The sequence below is a fragment of the Xenorhabdus sp. KK7.4 genome (assembly GCF_963876465.1).
GTDB classification, from domain to species: Bacteria; Pseudomonadota; Gammaproteobacteria; order Enterobacterales; family Enterobacteriaceae; genus Xenorhabdus; species Xenorhabdus stockiae.
Map to the genome: position 1 here is coordinate 26,528 of NZ_CAWNQF010000076.1, position 22,674 is coordinate 49,201.

Below are 22,674 nucleotides of genomic sequence, written 5' to 3' on the forward strand. Positions count from 1 at the left end.
AAAGCTCGATTCTGGCTAATTAAGCACGCAGGAAATCAATGTGCGTCAGTTTAGGTTTAAACGGATGACGCTGTACTGCCTGCACTTTAACTTTAGTTTCTTTACCATCAACGACCAGAGTCAGAACTTCGTAGAATTCTGGCTTGCTTTCGTGGTTGATAACTGCATCGTGATCCAGTTCGATAGAAACTGGCTCTTGGTTACCACCATAAATGATTGCTGGAAACTTGTTAGCTCTGCGCAGGCGGCGGCTCGCACCCTTACCCTGCTCTTTACGTACTTCTGCATTAATAGTTAACATCATTTTTTCTCTATAAAAGAAGAAAATAAATCCTGCTACAGGCGACCCAGCAGCAGGTTCGATATTTGGCTTAACATTATGTATTACGCTAAGCGGGCGGCATTTTAACGAAAAACCGGTATGACAGCAAATATAAAGTACTCTGCTGCCTGTGATTGTGTCATTTAATACAGATCATCAGCCCGGCGGAAGCGGCCCTGATAATCAAATATTTTTTCCCTAATCTGCCAGAATTGTCCTTTTTTCCGGGCTACAACAAAGTCAGGATGTCGCAGTAAAGGAAGTTGTTGTGCGATATCGCCCGCAGTTTTCCAGAGCAAAGGAACCCCCGGCGCACGTTGATGGTGGCGTATAAATTGAAGTTCAAATGCTTTTTTCTGGGCTGGTGTCGTTAAACGAAATAACTCAGAGACATTTGCGCCATCTTCATCATAATAAGTAATCTTGAGCCATTCACCTTTGTTGTCATTACCCGGAGTTAATTGCATCCCCCCACAACGTAACACCAGAGCATCTTTGAGCTTAAGTGCTGCTTTTAGCATATCGTCAGGATCAACGAGTATTTCCTGACAGTGATGACAACGTCGGGCTGCTATGTCATTTTCTGTGCCGCAATGCGGACATGATTTAAAGCGAAAACGAAAATCACACTGATGCCTTTTTCCATTCTCGTCGTCTTCCCATCCCTGACAACGGCGTCCAAAGTGCTCAATTATGTCACCTTCTGCGGTACATTTTCCCCAGAAGGTATTGGCAAATTGGCAGAGAGGGCAGAATACCTGTACAGGCTGATTTTGTGAATCGGGCTTATGGCTTCCGACTTCTGGCGTATAGAGGTCATGAGGATTGCCTGCATAATCTAGGATTAGACACTCTTTTTTATCAGGAAATAAACGCAGTCCCCTTCCAACGATTTGTTGATAAAGACTCACGGACTCCGTCGGACGTAATATCGCGATAAGATCAACATGGGGGGCATCAAATCCCGTTGTCAGTACAGCAACATTGACCATATAACGTAATTGCTGCTTTTTGAATGCGTTGATCAAGAGATCTCGCTCATGGCCTGGTGTATCGGCACTGACTAATGCAGCTTGTTCTGCCGGGAGTAACAGGGATATTTCTTTAGCATGTTCAACTGTGGCTGCGAAAATCATAACGCCTTTCCGATCTTCTGCATACTCAATAATTTGCCTGACAATATGTGGTGTGATGCGCTTTTGTCGCTTAATTTCCCGATTCAATTCAGCTGTATCGAAAATACCCTGCTGGCTGGTGCGTACCTGACTGAAATCATACTGCATAACGGGCATATCCAGTCTTTCCGGAGGAACGAGAAAATTATGTTTTATCATATAGCGCAACGGAAGCTCATAAATACAGTCACGAAAGAAGCAATTTTCATCGCCGCGGATCATACCGTGGTAGTGATACTGATATATCCAGCCAGTACCTAAACGGTAAGGAGTGGCGGTTAAACCCAAAATGCGCAGTCTAGGGTTATTTTTTTGGAGTTGTTGGATAATTTGTTGATATTGGCTATTTTCGTCATCGCTGATCCGATGACATTCATCGATGATTAGCAGTGAAAATTGATGGTTAAAACGATCTAAGTTACGGGCAACGGACTGAATACTACCAAAAACAACTTTTCCTTCGCTCTGTTTTTGGTGCAGTCCGGCAGAAAAAATATCAGCCGTTAGGTTATATGAGCAATACTTACTATGGTTTTGCGCAACAAGTTCTTTAACATGTGCTAGAACCAAAACCCGACCATGAGCCAGCTTTGCCAGCTCAGCAATGACAAGACTCTTACCTGCACCAGTAGGTAAGACAATCACTGCGGGTTCTTTATGTTGGCGGAAATGGCGGATGGTCGCATCAACCGCTTCTTGCTGATAAGGGCGTAAGGTAAAAGCCATTGTTATATTACTGTCACGGATATCGGGTAAAAATCGTTGACAGAGAGAATAGCACTTTTGTCTGTTCTATTTATTGATTTTACAATTACGCTATAAATTATCTGTTTAATCTTGTCATTCAGTAGTAGGCTTAAAGTCATTTTGCGATTTTTTTAGATTATTTTTTTGTTAGGTATAGCTATACATGCGATTGGATAAATTTTTATCACAACAATTAGGTATCAGCCGTAACGATGTTGGGCGGGAATTACGAGCTGGGCAGGTTACTGTCGATAATGAAATTATTAAAGCAGGGTCATATAAACTGAAACCTGAGCAGACTGTTGCTTATGAGGGAACGGTACTGGAGCAATTCGATGGCCCACGTTATTTTATGCTGAATAAACCACAGGGATATGTGTGCTCGACTGATGATCCCTCAAATCCGACAATTTTATATTTTATTGATGAGCCTGTTGCCCATAAATTACATTCAGCAGGACGGTTGGATATTGATACAACAGGCTTAGTTTTATTGACTGACGATGGGCAGTGGTCACATCGCATCACGTCACCTAAGCATCATTGTGAAAAAACTTATCTTGTGACACTGGAGAATCCGATTTCAGGGGATACTGAAGAAAAATTTCTCTCAGGTATCCTGTTGAATGGGGAAAAAACACTGACGAAACCCGCCAAATTAGAGATTATCGAGCCTCAGCTTGTACGTCTGACTATCAGTGAAGGGCGGTATCATCAGGTAAAAAGAATGTTCGCTGCTGTTGGAAACCATGTCGTTGAACTCCATCGTGAGCGCATTGGTGATATTTATCTGGATCCTGATTTGGAGCCCGGTGAATACAGGATGCTGACAGGGAGCGAAATCAAGAGCATAAACATGCCAACAGCTTAATTTTTTGTCTATTTTATCAAGTTGTTTTGGGAAAAAACGAGTGCAACAACAACGATTATCTTATTTGGGGTTAGTCCTTATTCTTGGGCTAATTTCTATGCTGATGCCACTGGCAATTGATATGTATTTGCCGAGTATGCCAACAATAGCTTCTGATTTCGGCGTCAGTGATGGCAAAGTACAAATGACCCTGAACAGCTATATTTTAGGGTTTGCTATTGGTCAGATAGTTTATGGACCAATGTCTGACAGTCTGGGACGGAAGCCGGTTATTTTGGGTGGAGTGACTGTTTTTGCAATATCTTCTGCCGCATGTGCTCTGGCTCAAAATATTGACACCTTTATTTCCATGCGGTTTTTGCACGGTTTTGCAGCCGCCGCGGCCAGCGTTGTGATCAATGCTTTAATGCGTGATATATTCACCAAAGATGAATTTTCTCGCAGTATGTCATTTGTGACGCTGGTTATGATCATTGCTCCGCTACTTGCTCCTATGCTGGGTGGAATAATGATGGTGTGGTTTAACTGGCATGCTATTTTCTGGTCTATTGCAATTGCGGCTGTCATAGCGGCATTGCTAGTAGCGGTTTTTATCAGGGAAACATTACCTAAAGAGAGAAGGCTGCACTTTAACTTAAAAGTAACTCTAGGGCAGTTTGTGATGTTGTTTAGGCAGCGTCAGGTCTTGTGCTATATTTTGGCAAGTGGTTTTTCTTTTGCCGGGATGTTTTCTTTTCTCAGTGCTGGCTCATTTGTTTATATTCAACTGAATGGTGTCCCTGTGCAGCATTTTGGCTATTATTTCGGGTTGAACATCATTTTTATGTTTGTTATGACAACCATCAATAGCCAATTTGTCCGCAAATATGGTGCATTGAAGATGCTGAAATTTGGTGTGTTCGTGCAATTTCTTATGGGGTTATGGTTGTTATTCAGCACGATGCTGGATTTGGGCTTTATTTCTCTGGTATTGGGTGTTGCAATTTATATTAGCTGTATTTCTTTGATTGCATCTAACTCAATGGCGGTTGTTTTGGATGGCTATCCCCATATGGCCGGAACGGTCGCATCATTATCCGGAACTTTACGTTTCAGTATTGCTGCTTTGGTTGGAGCAATTCTATCTTCTGCTCCTGAAAAAAGTGCTTGGCCCATGGTTGGCTCAATGGCTTTATGCGTGATATTAGCAATGGTATTGATTGTCTATGCGAGTAGAGCAAAACAATAAAATAATCACGTAATTAATAGAAACCACTGGTTGTACAAGGTGGTTTCTTATTTCCATAGATTTCTCCTTTGTCGTCATGACGCATCTTGAAATCCGTTGCGTATATAACTCTATCTACGGTTTCTTAAATTACATTTTCATGGTCTGTTCATGAAATTAAGCTGCTATATCAGTACCTGAGTTTCTCCTTCTAAAGCAGATAGTTCTTCACTCAGAAGCAAAAATATCCCAAGAATCTGGCTGTGTGTTAATTATTATTTATTAGATAAGCAGATCTATCGAATGAAAAGATAGTCAAATATGGCTGGGTGTTAATTTTATGATGCCAAATCGCTCTATTTTGTTTGTTTTTTGTTAATTTAAAAATGTTAAATATATGACTCTATATGGTAAACATTTTGTTCTTTACTAACCATATGTAATGAAAGGATATTGTAAAAATATTATCGTGTTTTATCGTTAGGAAAAATATCGTTTTGTAAACAAATCTTGAATAAAAAGTTGCCACTTTACATAAAAATAAGTTGAATTTTTTACCAAAACAGTATAAATATATACAAAGTGCGAGTTTGATCTCATTTTTTTCTAAATAAAAGACGAAAAAAGTGTGATGTTGTGATTTTTGTTTTAACTTTTTATTTACTTTTTTGTTGGGTGGTTATTCGGTTTTGAGAGGTCGGTAGCCAACAGCTGGTGGTTAGATGTATTAATGTTGTTTCTGATAGGAATAATACGTGAATAATATTCAACTTTCGGTAGTACACAGACTGCCGCAAAGTTATCGGTGGTCATCTGGTTTTGTCGGGACAAGAGTTGAAATCTTGCCAGAAGAAGAGGCAGATATAGGAAATACCCTGATGGGGCTGAAATTGTTAAGCCATGAAGGCGAACATGCATGGAGTATCTTGCATGATATACATCAGTCTATTTCTGATATGCAAATAATAAGTGCGGTAATTGAGTGGGAAGGTGAGCCGTGTTTGTTTTTTGCTCGAGAGGATGAAAGTGCAGTGATATGTCGGCTGAAGACATTAGGTGCTGCAATTGCTGAAAATATAACAGCATTTTACCCACTTTAACGAATAATAACTGAATAAAAAACGCTTCCGAATGGAGGCGTTTTTTATACTGCAAGAGAAAATATAGGGTAGAAAAAAGAGGCTATATTGAGGCCTTAAGATCATCTGCTAAAACACGACGTGCACCGTAATAGCGTTTGCTCCAATAAGTATCCGTTAATTTGGAAACCATGACACCACTACTGGTGGAAGCATGCACAAACTGGTTATTGCCTATATAGATACCGATATGGCGCCGGTGAACACCTGTCTTAAAGAGTACTAAATCACCCGCTTTTAATTTAGTACGGCTAACTGTCTGACCTATACTTTGTTGCCCTGATGTAGAGCGGGGTAACGCCATACCGAACTGATCATGAAAGGTGCGTTGTACGAATGCTGAACAATCAATACCACGTTTCGTATTACCACCGAGCCGATAGGCAACTCCTTTCCAGTCTGCGTATTGGTTAAGGATCTTAGATTTGATATCCAGATTTTTAACCAATGTTTCAAATTCATCCTGAGATGTTTGCAGGAGAAAATGCTTTTGACTGTTCTGACCATTTACGGTGGTCTGAGTTTCAGGTTTTTTACTACGTATCTGGGAATCTGGAGAACTACATGCGGTCAGTGCCACTGCCGCGATAATTGCGGGAATAAACCGCAATACATATCTCAGTATTGGTTGAGATTTGACCATTATATTAATTTCCCTTGCAGTCCTTAATGTGACTTATCGCCACCACAAAAACACTAAACGCTCTAAAGGCTAGTATAAAGTAGCGAATTGACAAACTTTTCGTCCCTAAAGTGTGTGAAGCCACACATTTTATTAATATCTTTACAAAAGGAGTATTTTAATAAAAAGGACTAGCGGAAGAGTACAGAAACCGTGAGAAAAAAGCGAGAGATAAAAATAATTATTTACAAAAAATTAGATTATAAACTAATAGGTTAGAATTGTTTTGTTTGTTTTTTCTCCGTTGGAGAAAAAGTCTATATTATCGGAGAGATAGTGAGTATCTCCCCGATAATAATTATCTTTTTAGCGGGTACGACCGATATGCGGTAATTTTTTATCTAACCAATCAGCTAAAGTGTCGCTCAGAGGAGTCAATAATGCCCAGCTCACTCCAACTAAAGTGAATGATAATGAACCAACAGCAATATCTGTAAACCAATGCGCACCAGCCATAATACGAGGGAGGGCAAAAGCGATCATAATTAGTAAAGCGATAAAGAATGCCCCACGGGAAATATATCGAAGGATAAAACAGCTAAAAATTAGCAGCATCAGTCCGTGATCCCCCGGGAAGCTATCACCGGAAGCATCTTTGGTATGCCAGCTTGTCATTTCGCTTACACGATTGACGTTTTCAAATGTTAAGGTCGGGCTTGGACGGCTAACGGGGATCTGATGACCAATTTGATTTATGATCACGGCGGTTATCAGCATGACCAGACCAATCATAAAAAGACGGCGTTTGCCTGCGTAATTTTGTTTACGAAATGCGCTATAATAAAGTAAACCCATACATAAGAGTGAGATGACGTCAAATGCTCTTATATTCACGATAGCGACAAATAATGCAAATTTTGAGTTTGGTAGTAGTTTTTCATTAAAGTAATGAAAAATGGTGGAGTCAATATGAAACCAAAAGCCGTGATTCTCAGGTAAATACCATGAGAAAAACAGGGCGAAACCAAGCATATTGAGTATAAGTATAGTTAGTGGGCGACTACGGGTCATGTGTTACCTATTTTAATGCGACAATGGGTTTTGGCAGCTAGATTGAGGGTCAGGGCACTATAACAAAAATTAGGGAAAAGAGTAATCATTCGGCTGTGTAATATGTAATCCGTATAGTATTTATATATTCATATTTTCAATTGATTGCATTTTATATCATTATGATATGAATAATATCAAGATATCGGAAAAATAGTTAAATGGTTACCTCAGTAACGATAATATATATTTGGTGTAATTGTTGAGCACTGACTATTATTAAATAATTAATTATTGATTTTTTCATATCCTAATTTGTTAGTATATTATGTCGAATTGTGGTTGGGATAAATAAAATATATAAAGAAATTGTTTCATTTTCCGTTGTATCGTTATATAGATAGCAGAGCGTTAAACCATTGTCTGGTTTAGGGATTGGCATGGGGTTAAAACCGAGAAAGGTAGTGATACCGGTTGCAGAGGTTAAATGCTTATGTTAAAGAACATAGTCATATTTTTGTTTATATTTTTATCTTATCCTGTATTGGCTCATTATCCTCCGGATTTAAAATTCAAACCGGATACCTCTCGATCCTATGATTTCGCTGCTGATGATCCCCCTTGTATATCTGATAATCGAAATAGAGAAATTGAAAAAACAGTAAGCTGGCATAAGTACCACAACAGTCAATACATAAGAAAAAATAATACAATTCCCAGAAGAATAGTGGCAATCCATCTTAATGACCAATATGTATTAGGGCAAAGGGAGTAAGATAGATTGGAGCAAATAAGAATTAGGATTTGTCACTATAACTTATCACTAAATGTTATATAACAATTTTCTAATTTCCTTGCTGCGCTAATTTTAAAATTTTGTGATTTATTTTAAATTTTATATGAAATTTAACTCAAATATTAGTTGTTAATAACAGTGTTTTAAATTAATTAATGAAAGTAGTATCTTTCTTTTTAGCTATAAATTCACCTTTGATATAAATCAATAAAAGGTATTGATGTCGTATTATTTTCACATTAAATATTTATTATGGAGATGAAGGAATAAAAGGTAACTGAGTTTTAGTTAATGGACAAACGAAGTGAGGTCACCATGCAAAATTATCTTAAACTATTAATCAGCGTTTTGTTGTTTTCATGGATTTCTTATGGATATGCACAATCTACAAGTGGAAAAATACACTTTTCAGGCTCTATTGTTGATCCAGGGTGTCAGGTTGTTGTATCAAGTGCTCAGGCCAATATCTCCTGCTATAGAAAGGGTAAAAATATTACGGTAAAACAGATTGTTTCAGTCTACAAAGCAAAAAATCCCGGAAGTATTATCCTTCCCGGTAATATAGGTGTTACTAAAGTGAAATGGACTGATAATAAAAAGCGTTTGGCAATTATTAATGTGGATTATTTTTAATTTAAACAGATAATAAGTTGCTCTTTTATCAGAAAGGAGCAACTTATATCCAAAAACACTGAACTAATCGCAACGTCCCATATAACGACGTTCTGCAATATGAATGCGGATTTTTTCTCCGGAACTCAGGTATTCAGGAACCTGAATCGACAACCCCGTGCTCATTTTTGCTGGTTTTGTACGGGCACTTGCTGATGCGCCTTTAATTCCCGGAGCAGTTTCTTCAATGACCATATCAACAGTTTGTGGTAATTCCAGAGCCAACAGTTGACCTTCCATTGTCATCACTTGCATTCCCGGTAAACCTTCTTCCGGGATAAACAGCAATTCTTCTTCAATTTGTTCTTTTTTAAAGTGATACGGTGTGAAATCTTCATTATCCATGAAGATATATTCATCACCATCGATGTACGAAAAACTGACACTACGACGAGTTAGTGTAATCGTTTCCAGAATATCATCACCTTTGAAGCGTTCTTCCACTTTCTGACCGGTACGAATATCGGTAAAGCGCATTTTATACAGTGTACTAGCGCCGCGTGCGCTGGGTGACTGAATATCAATGTCTTTAACTAATAATAGTTTTCCGTTGTGATTGATTGCGGTTCCGCGTTTAATTTCATTGGCTTTAGCCATAGATACCTTCTGTAATACAGTGGAATAAGGATTTTAGTGGCGACAAAATTACTCGCAGTCAGGAAATTAGGCAAGAAATGAATGCCCCGGTACTTTTACCGGGGCAGGGGAATTTAGTCAGAATCAGCGGTAGGCAGGTAAAAGGTCAAATAAAGATAGAATGTGTACGACTGCATTGATTAGACCAAACAGGATAATAAAAACTATCAGGATATTGCCACCGGGAGCACGATAACTGGCTTGTGGATGGCGCCGCCGGCTGGCACGTGCCATCAGTGCCGGCACGATAATTGCCCAGATAGTGGCTGCAAGTCCTGCAAACCCGATTGCATACAGGAAACCATTCGGGAAAAGTAATGCCAGAACAGTAGGTGGGATAAACGTCATTAAAGCAGTCTTTAAACGCCCTGTATGGCTATCATCAAACCCGAAAAAATCAGCCAGATAATCAAATAATCCAAGTGAAACACCTAAAAATGAGCTGGATAATGCCATATATGAGAAGGCATTTAACAATTGATTTATTGTCTTATTACCAGACACATTATCCATTTGGTTCAATAAATCGCTGACATTGCCACCATCAGCAATGATCTGTTTAAATGCTTCACGGGGAATATTTCCCTGAATGGCAAACTGCCACAAAATGTAGATGGTCAGAGCTATCAGAGAGCCATAAAGCATACTGCGGGTAATGGCTTTGACATCCTTATTATAATATTTTACTAACCCCGGCACGTTGCCATGATAACCAAAGGAAGTCAGCAGATATGGCAATGCCATTAAAGCGTAAGGCAGGTAACTGGTTTCGGTATTTGTCTGATCAAACAATATAGCGGGTTTGACTTCAGTAAACATTCCCCCCACTGACATGATAAATGTGATGACCATACCACCGATTAAAATCGTGCTCAGACGATCAACAGCTTTGGTTGATAACCAGACAATGAAGGCGACAATAAAGGAAAAAATCAGGCCAGTTCCGGCTTGTGGCAGCGGAATAATGCTATTGAGATTACGAAAAATAATTGAGCCGCCAGCTGAGATATAAGCATAAGTCAGAATATATAAAACAAAGGTAATGGATAACCCAGTAAGTACATTCCAGCCTTTGCCCAGCAAATCTTTGGTAATGGTATGAAAGCTAGCGCCACAGGGGTAATTCATATTGGCTTCCAAGATCATCAGGCTTGAGAAATAGATACAGACCCAAGTGTAAACCAGCAAAATTATTGATCCTGTAAACCATACACCAGAAGTGACGATGGGAATGGAAAACATACCAGCACCGACAGCAGTACCGGCAATGATCATTGCTCCGCCTAATATAGAGGGGCGTTTAAAATTTTGCGTTACCTCAATGGTCATATAGACTCCTGATGAATAAGTGTCACCTTTGTACTAGCGCGACGATACATTAATAAGGAACATGTGTAAACAATTAATCAAGGAGATATGCAAATGGCTTTTGTTTGGTTTCAGATACACTGCCTTTTGTCGATATTGGCAGTGTACCTGTATGTCAGGCAGGCAAATAGAACTTTTTCTGTTGCCAGAGTTTAATTGCACTGCGGCTGGCCTCAAAATGAGGCTCTGGAAGGTCATTAGGATCGCACCAGATAAGTTGGTTACATTTTTCTGGTTCCATTAGACGCGGTTCTCCGCCGGGATGGTGGGCCATCAGGCAGACAGAAATAGTATGCTTTCCTTCTTCACGGTAGGTTTGGATGTTATTACAGATCCCATAAACCTGCGGGTTTTGAATTTTTAAGCCAATTTCTTCCTGAATTTCACGGATAGCACATTCTTCAAATGTTTCACCGGGATCAACATGTCCGCCAAATATTGACCAGTACGGGGCATGTTTACCTGTCCGCTTTCCCAGCAAAATTTCACCTTTATCATTAATGATAATGACACCAACTCCAACAACCACTGACATTGATTTATTCCTTTTTTCTTCATCGGATAAAAAATTATCGATTGCCGATATTTTTACTTTTGGATTGAGATAACACAATGACCAATCTGATATTAAATTTAACTGAAACGATTCAATTTTGATGTTATAAATAGTCGAGGAATTTTAATGTAATTTATGACTATTTATTCAGGAGATACTGGGCAAGATGAGCCGTCGAGTTGCCACAATAACCTTAAATCCAGCTTATGATTTAGTTGGCCTGTGTCCAGATATTGTTAAAGGAACCGTTAATCGTGTACGCACCGCAGGCTTACATGCCGCCGGAAAAGGCAATAATGTTGCGAAGGTACTACGTGATTTGGGTATTGATGTCACCGTCAGCGGTTTTCTGGGAAAAGAAAATCAGGACGGTTTTCAGCATTTTTTCGATGAAAACAAGATGATTAACCGTTTTCATTTAGTTTCTGGCAGAACACGTATCAATGTGAAACTGACTGAAAAATATGGTGATGTGACCGATTTTAATTTCTCAGGTTTCCATGTGACAGAAAAAGAATGGGAGCAGTTTATTACTGATTCCCTCTCATGGCTGGGGCAGTTTGATATGGTTGTGGTTAGCGGTAGCTTGCCTGAGGGAGTTTCGCCTGAATCATTTACCGACTGGATGAAGCAGTTACAGCAATGCTGTCCCTGTATTATTTTTGACAGTAGCCGTGAAGCATTTGCAGCTGGCCTCCAAGCAACACCATGGCTGGTGAAACCGAATCGTTATGAATTAGAAATCTGGGCGGGTAAATCATTGCCGGATTTAGATAGCATTATTGACGCGGCTCATGAGTTGCGCCAAAAAGGGATCGCTCATGTCGTTATTTCACTGGGTGAGCAAGGGGCATTATGGGTGAATGCTTCCGGCGCATGGCTGGCAAAACCACCTTACTGTGACGTCATCAGTACCGTTGGTGCCGGAGATTCTATGGTTGGTGGGCTGGTTTATGGTTTACTGATGCGTGAATCCAGTGAACATACATTGCGCCTAGCAACCGCAGTTTCTGCTCTGACGGTTAGCCAGCCTGATGTAGGGATCAGAAGCCGCACTGAGCTGGCATCAATGATGTCGAAGATCCAATTGACACCTGTCAGATAATTAACTTTGCTGTGATTTTAGCCACGCAATTTCCTGATCCCAGATATCCGGATTGATCGTTTCAAGTATCAGAGGAATGCCATTGAAACGATCATCTTTCATGATATAGCTGAACGGGGTCTTTCCTATGTTACCTTCACCAAGGCTGTGATGTCGGTCAACACGGCTGGAAAACTCGCTTTTGGCATCATTGAGATGCATGGCTCGCAGGTATTTGAAACCGACAATATCGTCGAATGCTTTGAATGTGGCATCGCAATTTTGCTCGGTACGTAAGTCATAACCGGCAGCAAAAGCGTGGCAGGTATCGATACAGACACCGACCCGGCTTTTATCTTCAACGCCCTCAATAATAGCTGCCAGATGTTCAAATTTGAAGCCAAGATTAGTTCCCTGCCCAGCAGTATTTTCAATCACTGCCGTGACCCCCTGAGTTTGGTCTAGCACAATATTGATAGATTCAGCGATGCGGGCCAGACATTTATCGATATCAATTTTTTTCAGGTGACTGCCGGGATGGAAATTAAGTAAATCAATACCTAGCTGCTCACAACGCTGCATTTCATCAAGGAATGCAGCACGGGATTTTTCCAGCCCTTCAGATTCCGGATGACCCAGATTAATCAGGTAACTATCGTGAGGAAGGATCTGACCTTTACCGTAACCGTAACGCTCACAATCTGCTTTAAACTTATCAATGACTTCGGTTGACAGGGGAGGGGCATTCCATTGACGCTGATTTTTCGTGAATAAGGCAAAAGCAGTTGCTTTTAATTCATGAGCTCGAATTACTGCCTGATCCACACCACCCGCAGCGCTTACATGGGCTCCAACAAATTTCATATCTTTCTCCTGTTCTGTTTCATTAATTATGCATTGTTCTTATTGTTAATGAAATTCTGTAAAGCGGATACAGTTAGTCGGGTGATATGCTGAAAAATGACATTGTTTTTTTCAGGTGAAAATTTCAGCTAAGTAAATGATGAATGCCTTTGTTGATGATCAATCCTCCAGCCATCAGCCAGATAAACAAAAGGAAGGCTAACAAAATAGGCTTGGTTCCGGCCTGACGAATAGCACTGATATGTGTTGTTAAGCCTAAAGCAGCCATAGCCATTGCCAGCAGAATAGTATCAATAGCTATGATAGAGCTGACAATTGGCTCCGGTAATAAATGGAAAGAGTTGAAAGCTGCCATGACAATAAAAAAGATGGCAAACCATGGGATGGTAATTGGCGATTTTCCATGATCATTGACACAGTTTTTAGATTTCACCCGACTAAGATAATCCGAAAGTAGTAATAAAAAGGGCGCGAGCATCATGACACGGATCATTTTGCTGATAACCGCAGTGTCTTCGGCTGCATTTCCTTGTGTGTGACCAACAGCGACGACTTGGGCAACTTCATGAATCGTTGAGCCAGAAAATAGGCCAAACTCTACCTGAGAGAAAGGAAACCATTGGTAATAAATGTTGAGTTGATAAAACCAGGGATAAATAAAGATGGCAAGGGTGCCGAATATCACAACGGTAGAAATGGCAACAGCGACTTTGTCGGAAGAGGCTTTTACGACAGGCTCAGTAGCCATGATTGCGGCAGCACCACAGATACTGCTACCCGCTCCGATTAGCATGACTGTCTGACTATCTATTTTGAAAAAAACACGTCCGAGCCATAACGCTATAAAGAAAGTGGAAGAAAGCATAATGACATCAATCAATATACCGGCTATACCAACATCAGCTATCTGCTGGAATGTCAGTCGAAAACCATAAAGAATGATACCGGCTCTTAACAGATAGTGTTTAGTGAAATTAATTCCATTGCCACAGATTGGTTTTAATGAAGGATATAGCGTATTTCCAACAATAATTCCCATCAGAATCGCGATAGTCAGGACACTGAGTCCCATATTAATGAGTAGAGGGAGCTGGCTCAAATAGGTGGCGGCGGCGGTCAGTATTGCTGCTAGGATCAGCCCGGGAAAGAGTTTCAGTAAGGGATGACAATGAATAGTACCCGTTTTATTAAGTTGATTTTCAGGCACTGTTTTACTTTTAGACATAATTGTCGCTCATATCGCTTATATGTTTTATGAATAAGCATATAGCAAATTATTTAATCGTAAAAATTGATTATATTTATATGATTAATTATTAAAATAGATAGATAGAGCATGACTTTTGTTAAGTTGCGTAATAGTGTCTAGAATCAAGGTTATCTTATCATTTCAATTTACTTTTATGTTTCCCGCGAGGCCATATGCGTATCACTCTGAGACAGCTGGAGATTTTTGCAGAAGTTCTGAAAAGTGGTTCAACGACACAGGCTTCTCAACAATTAGCTTTATCACAATCTGCGGTGAGTGCTTCACTGACAGATCTTGAAGGGCAATTGGGAGTACAGCTTTTTGACAGGGTTGGAAAACGACTGGTTACCAATGAACATGGTCGCTTGCTTTACCCAAAAGCTCTGGCGTTGCTTGAGCAGACTGGAGAGGTGGAACAGCTTTTTAAATTGGAAATGGGAGCACTGAGACTGGCAGCCAGTAGTACGATTGGTAATTATATGTTGCCTGAAATGCTGGCGAAATATCGTAAGGAGTATCCAGATACGCCGCTGGAATTACATATCAGCAATACTGAAGATGTCATTAAATCGGTTGCCGAATTCCGGGTCGATTTGGCATTTATTGAAGGGTTATGCCATAACCCGGATTTAATTACCCAGCCATGGCTGAAAGATGAGCTGATTGTTTTTTCCTCACCAGAGAGTCCGCTTGTGCGTTCCAATCTGGCTTTGGAAGATTTAATTAAAGCGCCCTGGATATTGAGGGAAAAAGGCTCAGGAACACGGGAAGTGCTTGATCAGTTACTTTTTTCACAAATGCCCAGATTCAATATAGCCATGGAACTGGGGAACTCGGAAGCAATTAAGCATGCAGTTCAGTATGGTATGGGGATCAGTTGTCTGTCACGCCGGGTTGTCCGGGAACAACTGAAAAACGGCACACTGGTTGAACTGGTGATACCGGGCCTAAATCTTTATCGTACGCTTTATCTTATTTATCACCGACAGAAACATATATCCAATGCGTTACAAAAGTTATTAAGCTACTGTCAGTAATGCTGAGCCAATACCCTGAAATTAAAGAGTTAATGTACCTATAATCGTGTAGCTTATAATTAAGGGCTGATCATGAAGGTATCTTATAACCGCCAATCGCCGCTATTCTGAGGACGAGGATTTGTTACAATTCCGCATTAGAAATTATTCTCGATGATATAGGAATATAATGTCTCAAGAACAAAGCGTGCCACAGGAGCAGGCGCCCAAAAATCTGCGTCGTGAGCTAAAAGCACGACATATGGCGATGATAGCCATTGGCGGTTCAATTGGTACGGGGTTATTTGTTGCTTCCGGAGCAACAATTTCACAGGCTGGCCCCGGTGGAGCGCTGCTTTCATATGCTCTGATCGGCCTGATGGTCTATTTCCTGATGACCAGTCTGGGTGAATTGGCTGCTTACATGCCGGTTTCAGGGTCATTTTCCACTTATGGCTCAAAGTATGTTGATGAAGGCTTCGGTTTCGCATTGGGCTGGAACTACTGGTATAACTGGGCTGTTACGATCGCGGTTGACCTTGTCGCTGCCCAGTTGGTAATGGGGTACTGGTTTCCGGATGCGCCGGGGTGGATATGGAGTGCCTTGTTCCTCAGCCTGATTTTTCTGCTGAATTTCATTTCAGTAAAAAGCTTCGGTGAGGCAGAATATTGGTTCTCTTTGATTAAAGTTTCTACGGTGATTGTTTTCATTATCGTCGGTATTTTAATGATCGTCGGTATTATGAAAGGTGCAGAAGGGGCAGGGTGGCATAACTGGACTATAGGTGAGGCACCATTTGCTGGTGGATTTGCGGCCATGATTGGGGTTGCCATGATTGTCGGTTTCTCATTTCAGGGGACTGAACTGATTGGGATTACCGCCGGAGAATCAAAAGATCCTGCCAAAAACATTCCCCGTGCTGTGCGTAAAGTATTCTGGCGTATCTTATTATTCTATGTATTCGCCATTTTAATCATTAGCCTGATTATTCCTTATACTGACCCAAGTTTGTTAAGAAATGGCGTCAAAGACATCAGTGTCAGCCCTTTCACGCTGGTTTTTGAAAACGCAGGTCTGTTGTCAGCCGCAGCGGTAATGAACGCCGTGATCTTAACCGCAGTGCTTTCTGCCGGAAACTCAGGAATGTATGCTTCTACCCGCATGTTATTTACATTGGCAAGGGAAGGTAAAGCACCTAAGATTTTTGGGCATTTGTCAAAAGGCGGTGTTCCTCGTAATGCACTTTATGCCACAACTGTAGTTGCAGGATTATGCTTTCTAAGCTCCATGTTCGGTAACCAGACAGTGTATCTGTGGCTGTTGAATACCTCGGGTATGACCGGATTTATTGCATGGCTTGGTATTGCAATAAGCCATTATCGTTTCCGTAAAGGGTATGTCGCTCAGGGGCGTAATATCAACGAACTGCCCTATGTCTCCGGCTTTTTCCCTGTCGGGCCGATTTTTGCCTTTGCTTTGTGTCTGTTGATCACCTTAGGCCAGAACTATCAGGCATTTTTGCAGGATACGATAGACTGGTACGGTGTTACGGCGACTTATATTGGTATTCCGTTATTTTTGCTCATTTGGTTTGGCTATAAACTGAAAAATAAAACACGTTTCGTCAAATACAATGAGATGGACTTTCCGGCGATAAAGCATACATACCATGAATAAAATGTTAATAATAATTTGATAAAATGATACTTATTAATTAAGACATTATTATTTTTATTTTGCAAACAACTGCCTGTTCTGTGATGGAATCGGCAGTTTTTATTTTTCATGGATTTAAAGCAAAATTATCGTCATTAAATTTCGGATATACCGAATCAATCGCATTGATAAGTATTCTTATTTGCTTTATTGTTAACGGCAAAATTATTGCTTGAAGAGGCTAACTAAAGTGAAGTTTGGATTTCAGACAGTCGTGAAAGGCGCGAGTATCAGCCTATTGGCAAGCTCTGCGATGATGGCCAGTTTTGCATGGGCCGAAACAGTCACTGATGTTGCTGGGCGTACTGTAGAAGTGCCTGCAAAGGTGAACCGTATCCTATTGGGTGAAGGCCGTTTATTCCATTCAGTCGCAGTGTTAGAAGGAGATAAACCTCTGGCGCGTATTGTTGGCTGGCAGGGTGATTTCCGCAAGCTTGATCCACAAACCTACTCTATCTATAAAGCAAAATTCCCTGAAATTGACAACATTCCCCTGATAGGCAATACCACTGCTGATACTGTCAGTTCTGAAAAAGTACTGACTCTTAATCCCGATGTGGCTATTTTTGGTTTATCCGGTCATGGCCCGGGCAAACACAGCGAACTGGTTAAACAATTAGAAAAAGCAGGCGTTCCTGTTGTTTTTGTCGATTTCCGTAATGACCCACTGAAAAACACTCTGCCGAGCATTCGCATGCTGGGTAAAGTACTGCACCGTGAGGAGCAGGCAAACGCTTATGCTGATTTTTATGAAAAGAATCAGAAACTGGTCACTGATATTACCAGCCGTATTCCGGCAGAGCAGAAACCGTCAGTCTTTATTGAGCTGAGAGCAGGTTCTATCGAAGACTGTTGTGGTACTGCAGGCAATGGCAACATGGGCAATTTCATTGACCTTGCAGGCGGTAAAAACATTGCTAAAGAGGTTCTGCCAGTACCATTGGGTACTATGAATCTGGAAAAAGTGATTACGGCTGATCCTTATATCTATATTGCCAGCGGTGCTCAGGATCCCGGTGAGAAAGGTGAAGGTATCCAGATGGGTGCTCAAACTTCCCCAGAAACTGCCCTCGCTGGTTTGAAAGCGATGACAGAGCGCAGAGGTATCAATACTCTGACCGCGGTGAAAGAAGGCCGTACTCATGCTATCTGGCACCATTACTACAATTCACCTTATAACGTTGTAGTGACACAAGTTTTTGCTAAGTGGTTTTATCCTGAACAATTTGCAGATTTAGACCCACAGCAGACATTAAAAGACCTTCACACTAAGTTCCTGGCAGTAGAACCAGCAGGTACATATTGGGTCAGTGAAAAATAAGCAGTAACAGGTAATAGAAATGAGTGTCACTACCGAGCCTATGCCAATGATGAAACAACAGAACGAGTGTGATATCAAAGCACACTATCGTCATATCCTGCATCGACGTATTGCATGGATGTTGTTGCTAATTTTGGTTATCGGCGTCTCTTTAGTATTAGATTTTACAATGGGGCCATCAGGGTTATCTTTATCGGCTCTCTGGCAGACTCTGGTTTCACCGGAGAGTGTGGATGCAGGAACCCGGGTAATTGTCTGGGATATCCGATTACCTTATGCCTTGATGGCGGTAGTGGTTGGTTTATCATTGGGCCTGGCGGGTGCAGAAATGCAAACTATTTTGAATAACCCGCTGGCCAGCCCGTTTACTCTGGGTGTTTCCAATGCCGCCTCTTTTGGTGCGGCACTGGCAATCGTACTGGGTATTGGTATTCCGGGTATACCTGATCAGTGGCTTATTTCTGCAAATGCTTTTATTTTTGCCTTGTTAGCTGCTTTGATGCTTGATGGCATTACGCGCTGGACAAAAGTTGCAACATCTGGCGTGGTGCTCTTTGGTATTGCTATGGTCTTTACCTTCAATGCGCTGGTTTCCATGATGCAGTTTATTGCAACGGAAGATACGTTGCAGGGGCTGGTTTTCTGGACGATGGGCAGCCTTTCAAAAGCAACGTGGTTAAAACTGGGTGTTATGTTGCTGGTGCTCTTGACCCTTATGCCTGTTTCTATGATGAACTCCTGGAAACTGACTGCATTACGTTTAGGTGAAGATAGGGCGACCAGCTTTGGTATCAATATCCGTCGTCTTCGTCTGGGAACGCTGTTACGTATCAGTATATTGACTGCGCTAGCGGTGGCATTTGTCGGGCCGATTGCCTTTATTGGTCTGATTGCTCCTCATATTGCCAGATTGATGTTTGGTGAAGATCACCGTTTTTATTTACCTGCAAGTGCATTAATTGGTGCACTGGTATTATCGATGGCATCGATTGCATCCAAGAATTTAATCCCCGGGGTCATCATACCTGTGGGCATTGTGACATCTTTGGTGGGTGTGCCTTTCTTCCTGAGCATCGTTTTACGCCATAGGGGAAGTGTATGAGCCAAGGGTTAAAAATAAGCCGGTTTACGGCTGGTTATCCAAAACATCCAGTTATTGAAAATCTGGATGCTAACCCATTGCCTCGGGGTAAAATCACCGTATTACTCGGGCCGAATGGTAGCGGAAAGTCAACATTACTGCGTTCACTGGCTGGTTTAAATAAGGCTAATGGTGCTTTGTTGCTGGACGGGCAGGATTTAATGCAGATGAATTTTGCCCAACGTGCGCAGAATGTCGTTTATTTGCCTCAGTCGTTGCCTGCGGGTGTCCATCTACATGTACTGGAATCTGTTATTGTTGCCCAGCGCGCATCAGGCGGGACAAGTGGTGACCAATGCGAACAGGAAGTTATGGCGCTGTTACGTCAGCTTGGTATTGAACATTTAGCTTTAAGCTATTTAGATCAATTATCAGGCGGACAAAAACAATTGGTCGGTTTGGCACAATCATTAATCAGAAAGCCGACATTATTATTATTAGATGAACCATTAAGTGCGCTGGATTTAAATTACCAGTATCACGTTATGGATTTGGTCGCACGTGAAACACGTCGCCGGAATATTATTACCGTGGTTGTTGTACACGATATTAATATTGCGCTGCGTCATGGTGATCATATATTAATGTTAAAAAAGGGTGAATTAATTTCTGAGGGTTTACCAGAACAGGTCATTACACCTGATAGTCTGGCTCAGGTATATGGTGTCAAGGGGCGGATAGAGCGTTGTTCTCAGGGAGTGCCTCAAGTATTAATTGATGGTCTTGTAACGGATTTGGCCAGCTAAAATAATAAAAAGCATAAACTGTTTTATTAAAACTGTAGAGTAAATAAAAATAACACTGGTGGGGATAAGAGTGCTTATCCCTGCACTTTGAGTTTATGTCGATTATCCAGATTAATTAAATTGTTCTATTCTACCTTTTGGAGAATCGGGAATGGTCGTTTTTGCAAAGAAAAAAGTCGTCTTAGGTATTATTGCTGCGATTTCATCTAGTGCTGTTTTAGCTGCTAATGCAGCGAATAATGGCGAAGATAAAATTATTGTTACTACTGCTTCAGGCTTCCAACAAAAAATTGAAGATGCGCCAGCCTCTATTTCAGTGGTCAGCCGTGAACAATTGGAAACCAAAGCTTACCGCGATGTAACGGATGCACTGAAAGATGTGCCGGGAGTTATGGTTACTGGTGGTGGAAGTGGCAGTGATATCAGCATTCGTGGTATGTCATCACAATACACCATGATACTAGTTGATGGTAAGCGAGTTGATACTCGTAGCACCCGACCAAATAGTGATGGCTCAGGCATTGAGCAGGGTTGGCTGCCGCCATTAGCATCCATTGAGCGCGTTGAAGTTGTCCGTGGGCCAATGTCTTCCCTTTATGGTTCTGATGCCATGGGTGGTGTTATCAATATCATTACCCGTAAAGTGCATAAAGAATGGAACGGTAGCTTACGTGCAGATACCACTCTGACTGAACGTAAAAAATCAGGTAATAGCTACCAAACCAGCGCGTATGTAGCAGGGCCGTTGATTGATGGTCTGCTGGGATTAAAAATTAATGGACTGTTTTCTCATCGTAATGAAGATAAGTTTGTTTATGGTTTTGGTGAACAGGAAATGCGAAATGGCGCTGCAACAATTTCTTTAACACCTGATGAAAAAAATAGCTTTGAAATTGAGGCTGGTCGTTATGAGCAAGATCGTTATTCACATCTCGGAAAAAGTCGTCGGACTAGCGCTAGTGACGATGATATAAATCGTTATACACGCAATAACTACTCATTGACTCATAATGGTATTTATGATTTTGGTTCGATGACTTCTTATATTCAGCGTGATGAGTCGAATAACCCTGGGCGTACAATGAAGTTTGCAGATACGCTTTTTAATAATCAGACGACGTTTGCTTTCGAGGAACACACATTAAGTGTAGGTGGACAATATAGATATGAAGACCTACAAGATAATGAAAATAAATCAGTGTCTGAAAAAGGTACAAATAAGCTTACTCGTTGGAGTTGGGCTCTGTTTGCTGAAGATGAATGGCAAATCACTAATGATTTTGCTTTGACTGCTGGTATGCGTTTAGACAAAGATCAACTTTTTGGTGCACATGTGACCCCTCGTTTGTACGGGATTTGGCATGCTGATGAGCAGTGGACAATTAAAGGTGGTGTTTCTACAGGGTATAGATCGCCTAATTTACGGCAGGTTGCTCCTAATTGGTGGCAAGGAACTGGTGGAGATGGTTCTGCCGTTATATTAAGTAATCCAGATTTAAAACCAGAAAAGAGCACCAGTGAAGAAATCAGTGTCATCTGGAATAATCAAGAAAACGTTAATGTTGGACTGACATTTTTTAACACAGACTTTAAGGATAAGATCACTGAATTCCAAACATGTAATAGAAAAACTGGAAAACCTAAAAAATGTGAACCACTTGCTGGGAAAGATTACATTTTTATTAGTGAAAGAATGAATGTTGGTAAGGCTAACTTGCGTGGTATTGAGGCTACCTTTAATTGGAATATGGCAGAAAATATATCACTGACGGCTAACTATACGTATTCCTATTCGAAGCAGAAAACAGGTAAGTTTAAGGGCCAACCGTTGAATAAAATGCCAACACACATGGCTAACACAACCTTAAACTGGCAGACCTTACCAGAAATGGAGACATGGGCGCGCCTTAATTTCCGTGGAAAAACGAAGAATTATCTATCTCGCTCGTCAATGAGTAGCGGTACACCTTCTTATGCCTTTGTTGATATGGGTGTGACTTATAGCATAATGAATAACTTACGTGTATTAGGTGGCGTTTACAACGTATTTGATAAACAAGTGACTAATGAAGTGCATGGCGCAACCCTCGATGGCCGCCGTTACCAAGTCGGCATTAATTATGACTTCTAATTAACATTTAATTTGTTATTAATTAAAGTCATTATAATTAACGCTTAAAGCAATATTAAATCTGCTCTTTATCAGAATTATGATTAAGAGCAGATTTTTCATTTCATACCATTCATAATTAAATAGCCAATAATTTACTTTTATGCTACAAGTTTATCAAATCTCTATCAGTGGATAGGCTAGCATTGCCTTCATGAATTCTTTCGGTAAGAAGCAGTTTATGTAGGCTCTTTAGTATTGTAAA

General features: G+C 40.8%; 20 protein-coding genes. 11 read left to right on the forward strand and 9 right to left on the reverse strand.

The features are described 5' to 3' along the window. Window positions 1-19: 19 nt before the first annotated feature. Window positions 20-301, reverse strand: coding sequence for a 50S ribosomal protein L25 (gene rplY, locus AACS90_RS12440; RefSeq protein ID WP_047679702.1), 282 nt, complete (start codon window positions 299-301; stop codon window positions 20-22). 164 nt (window positions 302-465) lie between these two features. Next, window positions 466-2,223, reverse strand: coding sequence for a DEAD/DEAH box helicase (locus AACS90_RS12445; protein ID WP_099122961.1), 1,758 nt, complete (start codon window positions 2,221-2,223; stop codon window positions 466-468). Between the two features lie 184 nt (window positions 2,224-2,407). Here AACS90_RS12445 and rsuA point away from each other — a divergent pair, with 184 nt between their 5' ends. The 3 genes from rsuA (at window position 2,408) to AACS90_RS12460 (ending at window position 5,422) form a co-directional block, all read left to right on the forward strand. After that, entirely contained in the window at window positions 2,408-3,115 is a 708-nt protein-coding gene (gene rsuA / locus AACS90_RS12450; RefSeq protein WP_099122962.1) for a 16S rRNA pseudouridine(516) synthase RsuA, read from the forward strand. A 40-nt stretch (window positions 3,116-3,155) separates the two neighbouring features. Further along, complete coding sequence (locus AACS90_RS12455; protein WP_099122963.1) at window positions 3,156-4,343, forward strand: Bcr/CflA family multidrug efflux MFS transporter; 1,188 nt, start codon at window positions 3,156-3,158, stop codon at window positions 4,341-4,343. A gap of 734 nt (window positions 4,344-5,077) precedes the next feature. Beyond that, window positions 5,078-5,422 (forward strand): YejG family protein, encoded by a 345-nt coding sequence (locus tag AACS90_RS12460; RefSeq protein ID WP_099122964.1) that lies wholly within the window; start codon window positions 5,078-5,080, stop codon window positions 5,420-5,422. A gap of 82 nt (window positions 5,423-5,504) precedes the next feature. Here AACS90_RS12460 and mepS read toward each other — a convergent pair whose 3' ends face one another. Beyond that, entirely contained in the window at window positions 5,505-6,104 is a 600-nt protein-coding gene (gene mepS, locus AACS90_RS12465; protein WP_099122965.1) for a bifunctional murein DD-endopeptidase/murein LD-carboxypeptidase, read from the reverse strand. A gap of 345 nt (window positions 6,105-6,449) precedes the next feature. Continuing rightward, window positions 6,450-7,154: a phosphatase PAP2 family protein gene (locus AACS90_RS12470; RefSeq protein WP_099122966.1), complete on the reverse strand. Its 705-nt coding sequence runs from the start codon at window positions 7,152-7,154 to the stop codon at window positions 6,450-6,452. A 1,090-nt stretch (window positions 7,155-8,244) separates the two neighbouring features. On the opposite strand from AACS90_RS12470, the gene AACS90_RS12475 reads away from it, so the two are divergent. Continuing rightward, on the forward strand, window positions 8,245-8,562 hold the full coding sequence (locus tag AACS90_RS12475; protein ID WP_099110995.1) for a type 1 fimbrial protein: 318 nt from the start codon (window positions 8,245-8,247) through the stop codon (window positions 8,560-8,562). Between the two features lie 63 nt (window positions 8,563-8,625). Here the strand turns inward: AACS90_RS12475 and yeiP are convergent, their stop codons facing one another. From yeiP to AACS90_RS12490, 3 genes are all read right to left on the reverse strand, one after another. Next, window positions 8,626-9,198, reverse strand: a complete 573-nt coding sequence (gene yeiP, locus AACS90_RS12480; RefSeq protein WP_099122967.1) for an elongation factor P-like protein YeiP — start codon at window positions 9,196-9,198, stop codon at window positions 8,626-8,628. 123 nt (window positions 9,199-9,321) lie between these two features. Next, the gene (mtr, locus tag AACS90_RS12485) at window positions 9,322-10,566 is read right to left on the reverse strand and encodes a tryptophan permease (RefSeq protein WP_099122968.1); all 1,245 of its coding nucleotides are present in this window, start codon (window positions 10,564-10,566) and stop codon (window positions 9,322-9,324) included. Between the two features lie 154 nt (window positions 10,567-10,720). Further along, on the reverse strand, window positions 10,721-11,140 hold the full coding sequence (locus tag AACS90_RS12490; RefSeq protein WP_099122969.1) for a nucleotide triphosphate diphosphatase NUDT15: 420 nt from the start codon (window positions 11,138-11,140) through the stop codon (window positions 10,721-10,723). 187 nt (window positions 11,141-11,327) lie between these two features. Between AACS90_RS12490 and fruK the strand changes: the two genes are divergently transcribed. After that, the gene (gene fruK, locus AACS90_RS12495) at window positions 11,328-12,266 is read left to right on the forward strand and encodes a 1-phosphofructokinase (protein WP_099122970.1); all 939 of its coding nucleotides are present in this window, start codon (window positions 11,328-11,330) and stop codon (window positions 12,264-12,266) included. Here fruK and nfo read toward each other — a convergent pair whose 3' ends face one another. Both nfo and AACS90_RS12505 read right to left on the reverse strand, forming a co-directional pair. Continuing rightward, window positions 12,267-13,109, reverse strand: a complete 843-nt coding sequence (gene nfo / locus AACS90_RS12500) for a deoxyribonuclease IV (protein WP_099122971.1) — start codon at window positions 13,107-13,109, stop codon at window positions 12,267-12,269. A 124-nt stretch (window positions 13,110-13,233) separates the two neighbouring features. Further along, complete coding sequence (locus AACS90_RS12505) at window positions 13,234-14,334, reverse strand: YeiH family protein (RefSeq protein WP_099122972.1); 1,101 nt, start codon at window positions 14,332-14,334, stop codon at window positions 13,234-13,236. 197 nt (window positions 14,335-14,531) lie between these two features. On the opposite strand from AACS90_RS12505, the gene yieE reads away from it, so the two are divergent. The 6 genes from yieE (at window position 14,532) to AACS90_RS12535 (ending at window position 22,430) form a co-directional block, all read left to right on the forward strand. Further along, the gene (gene yieE, locus AACS90_RS12510; protein ID WP_099122973.1) at window positions 14,532-15,395 is read left to right on the forward strand and encodes a DNA-binding transcriptional regulator YeiE; all 864 of its coding nucleotides are present in this window, start codon (window positions 14,532-14,534) and stop codon (window positions 15,393-15,395) included. Between the two features lie 169 nt (window positions 15,396-15,564). After that, on the forward strand, window positions 15,565-17,052 hold the full coding sequence (locus tag AACS90_RS12515; protein WP_099122974.1) for an amino acid permease: 1,488 nt from the start codon (window positions 15,565-15,567) through the stop codon (window positions 17,050-17,052). Window positions 17,053-17,281: 229 nt separating this feature from the next. Continuing rightward, window positions 17,282-18,412, forward strand: coding sequence for an ABC transporter substrate-binding protein (locus tag AACS90_RS12520; RefSeq protein WP_099122975.1), 1,131 nt, complete (start codon window positions 17,282-17,284; stop codon window positions 18,410-18,412). Between the two features lie 19 nt (window positions 18,413-18,431). After that, the gene (locus AACS90_RS12525; protein WP_099122976.1) at window positions 18,432-19,514 is read left to right on the forward strand and encodes a FecCD family ABC transporter permease; all 1,083 of its coding nucleotides are present in this window, start codon (window positions 18,432-18,434) and stop codon (window positions 19,512-19,514) included. Beyond that, on the forward strand, window positions 19,511-20,299 hold the full coding sequence (locus AACS90_RS12530; protein WP_099122977.1) for an ABC transporter ATP-binding protein: 789 nt from the start codon (window positions 19,511-19,513) through the stop codon (window positions 20,297-20,299). Before AACS90_RS12525 ends, AACS90_RS12530 begins: the two co-directional genes overlap by 4 nt. Window positions 20,300-20,450: 151 nt before the next feature. Next, the gene (locus AACS90_RS12535; RefSeq protein WP_099122978.1) at window positions 20,451-22,430 is read left to right on the forward strand and encodes a ligand-gated channel protein; all 1,980 of its coding nucleotides are present in this window, start codon (window positions 20,451-20,453) and stop codon (window positions 22,428-22,430) included. Window positions 22,431-22,674 lie beyond the last annotated feature (244 nt).